4 protein-coding genes and 1 pseudogene are annotated in these 3,145 nt (G+C 72.1%); 4 read left to right on the plus strand and 1 reads right to left on the minus strand.

From position 1 onward, the window contains the following. The 4 genes and pseudogenes from G6030_RS08535 to G6030_RS08550 form a co-directional block, all read left to right on the plus strand. Positions 1-216 (plus strand): annotated as a pseudogene (locus G6030_RS08535) (CpaF family protein); the annotation flags it as partial. Then, the gene (locus G6030_RS08540; protein ID WP_182642838.1) at positions 213-1,157 is read left to right on the plus strand and encodes a type II secretion system F family protein; all 945 of its coding nucleotides are present in this window, start codon (positions 213-215) and stop codon (positions 1,155-1,157) included. The pseudogene G6030_RS08535 and the gene G6030_RS08540, both read left to right, overlap by 4 nt. A 94-nt stretch (positions 1,158-1,251) precedes the next feature. Continuing rightward, the gene (locus G6030_RS08545; RefSeq protein ID WP_182642839.1) at positions 1,252-2,154 is read left to right on the plus strand and encodes a type II secretion system F family protein; all 903 of its coding nucleotides are present in this window, start codon (positions 1,252-1,254) and stop codon (positions 2,152-2,154) included. A gap of 1 nt (position 2,155) precedes the next feature. Continuing rightward, entirely contained in the window at positions 2,156-2,812 is a 657-nt protein-coding gene (locus G6030_RS08550) for a prepilin peptidase (protein ID WP_182642840.1), read from the plus strand. Positions 2,813-2,882: 70 nt separating this feature from the next. Here G6030_RS08550 and G6030_RS08555 read toward each other — a convergent pair. After that, positions 2,883-3,145, minus strand: a 263-nt coding sequence (locus G6030_RS08555) for a hypothetical protein (RefSeq protein ID WP_206680898.1), incomplete at its 5' end; no start/stop codon positions are given.

Genomic DNA, 3,145 nt, shown 5'->3' on the forward strand with positions numbered 1-3,145 from the left:
ACCGAGGTCCAGGGCATGGAGGGTCAGACCGTCACCCTGCAGGACGCGTTCCTCTTCGATTACTCCGCCGGCGTGGGACCCGACGGCCGGTTCCTCGGGAAGCCGCTGGCCACCGGCGTGCGGCCCCGCTTCACCGATCGCTTCGCCGAGCTCGGCATCACCCTGTCCCCGCGCGTGTTCGGCGCGACGATCGACAACCCCGGGAGGATCCGATGATTGCCTCACTGTTCTCCCCCGCCGCCTTCGGGCTCGCGGCCATCACCCTGGCCATCGCCGTGGTCACCTTCCTGGTGCTGGCGCCGGCCCCGGACCGGATCCCGCGGGAGCGCCGACGGCCCGGCCAACCCGCCGGCCCGGGCACGGTGGCCCACCTCGCCACCAAGGCGACCGATGCGATCGACGTCGTGCTGCGCCGCCGCGGGGCGCCGGGGGCGGGCGCTCTCGAACAGGCCGGGATCCGCATGCGGCTCCAGGACTTCGTCTTTCTCGTCGTCGTCGGCGCGGTCGTCGCCTTCGCGCTCGGCCTCGCCCTGTCCGGCCCCGCGCTCGGCGCGCTGCTCGTGCTCGTCGTCCCCGTCCTCACCGTCGCCTGGCTCAAGGTCATGGCCGCCCGCCGACGCGCGGCGTTCGCCGACCAGCTCGACGACTCGCTGCAGCTCATGGCCTCGAGCCTGCGCGCCGGACACAGCCTCCTGCAGGCGCTGGCCTCCGTCGCCCGCGAGGCCGAGCAGCCCACCTCTGAGGAGTTCGCGCGGATCATCAACGAGACCCGCGTCGGCCGCGAGCTCGCCCCCGCTCTGGAGGAGACCGCCAACCGGATGGGCAGCCAGGACTTCGTGTGGGTCACCCAGGCCATCGCGATCAACCGCGAGGTCGGCGGCAACCTCGCCGAGGTCCTCGACGGCGTCGGCCACACCATCCGCGAACGCAACCAGATCCGGCGGCAGGTCCAGGCGCTGGCCGCCGAGGGCAAGCTCTCCGCGTATGTCCTCATGGCACTGCCGTTCGGCATCGGCGGCTTCCTGTTCGTCTCCAACCCGTCGTACATCGGTGTCCTCACCCAGAGCCCGCTCGGCTGGGGGATGATCGCCGCCGGCGTCGTCATGCTCACCATCGGCGGCATCTGGCTGAGCAAGGTCGTGCGCATCCGGTTCTGACCAGGGCCGCGGTCCTGACTCGGTGCCCGTCCCACCGGCCCTCCCTCCCCTCCCCTCTCCTCTCTTCCCGTCTCCGCGAAAGGAGGCCCCTGCGATGCCGCTGTCCGCCGCACTGGCCGTGTTCGTCCTAACCGCGTCCGTGTTCCTGCTGGCCTTCGCCGTGTTCTCGGGCCGCGACACCGTCCGCGCGCGCACTGTCGCCAACCTCCGCCGCGGCATCGACGACGGGTTCGCCTCCCAGGTCGACCTGACCGGCGTCGACGACGACGATTCCCGCAGCCGCCTGTACGAGGTCGCCCGCCGCCTGACTCCGGTCGGCACCGTCCGCCGGCTCGAGAAGCTGTCCATCCGCGCGGGGCGGCCCCGCGGCTGGTCCATCCAGCGACTGGTCGTGGCCAAGATCGTCGTCCCGCTCATCGTGGTGCTGCTGGGCCTGGCGCTGCTGCGGACCAACCCGGAGCCACTGCTGCTCCTCCTCACGTTGGGGACCGCGGTCGTCTGCTACTTCCTGCCCGAACTCCTCCTACAGAGCCGGGGCCAGGAGCGCAATGACGAGATCGCGCTCGAGTTGGCCGACACCCTCGATCAGATGACGATCGCCGTCGAGGCCGGCCTCGGGTTCGACGCCGCCATGGCCCGCGCCGGCCGCAACGGCACCGGTCCGCTCGCGCAGGAGCTCATCCGCACGCTGCAGGAGATCCAGGTGGGGCAGTTGCGCCGCACCGCCTACGAGCAGCTGGCTCTGCGCACCGACGTGCCCGACCTGCGGCGGTTCATTCGCGCGATCATCCAGGCCGACGCCTACGGCATCTCCGTCGCCGACGTGCTCCGCACCCAAGCGTCCGAGATGCGGCTCAAGCGCAGGCAACGGGCGGAGGAGAAGGCCCAGCAGGTGCCGGTGAAAGTGATCTTCCCCCTGCTGGTGTGCATCCTGCCCGTACTGTTCATCGTGCTGCTCGGTCCGACCGTGATCAACATGATGGAGGCGTTCTCCTGACGTGACCACCCCTGTCACCGCCCTGATCTGCGCCCTCCTCTGCGGCGGTACCGCCGCAGCGCTCACCCGGTGGATGCGCCGCCTCGTCGAGTCCGACTCGCGTTGGCTGCGCAGCGGACTGCACGTTCTCCTCTCCGCTGCGGGAGGCGTCGGCGCGACGGCGCTCGCGGCGAACTGGGCCGAGCTGGTGGCGTTCGCCACGCTCGCGGTGGCGTGCAGCCTGCTCATCGCGATCGACCTGGCGGTGTTCCGGCTCCCCGACGCGATCGTGGGGCCGCTCTACCCCGTCCTGTTCGCCGGGCTCGCGGTGTCCGCCTGGCTCACCGACGACTGGGCGGGTCTCGGACGGGCCGCCGCCGCGGCTGTCGTGCTGCTCGGCTTCTACTTCGTCCTGGCGTTGATCAACCCGTCCGGCCTCGGGTTGGGTGACGTCAAGCTGTCGGGCGCGCTCGGGGCGCTCCTCGGCTGGCTCGGCTGGCCCGCCGTACTCGCCGGCACCCTCGCGGCGTTCGCCCTCAACGCCGTCGTCGCCCTCGTACTTCTCGCGTCCCGGCGGGTCACCGCCAAGAGCGGCATCGCGTTCGGCCCGGCGATGATCCTCGGCGTGGTGCTCGGCGCCGCCTACTGGGTAGCGCGCTCGACGGCCCTCGCAGGTTAGACGGGCTGGCGCGCCCCGCCGTCAGCAGCGCCCCGGCCGCGCTCACCCGCAGCGTCGGTCCCCGCGCTGATCAGGCGAAAGCCGCCGCGGCCAGCCCGGAGCGATGATGGTGGATCTGGTCGGCGAGCGTGGTGACGTGCGTCTGGTGCAGCACTGTCACGCCCCCTGCCGTGCGGGCCCGCGCCAGCGTCGTCAGCGCGAGGCCGGTCCCGCCCAGCCGGTACTCGCCGAGCAGGTCGAGGGTGAGGTCCTCGTCGTCGTCCCCGTCGCCCACCCGGTCGCCCGCGCCGCCTCTCGCCCGGTCGCCCACGCCTGCCTCGCCTCGGCCTCCGG

This window comes from Dietzia sp. E1, from assembly GCF_014145015.1.
GTDB classification, from domain to species: domain Bacteria; phylum Actinomycetota; class Actinomycetes; order Mycobacteriales; family Mycobacteriaceae; genus Dietzia; species Dietzia cinnamea_A.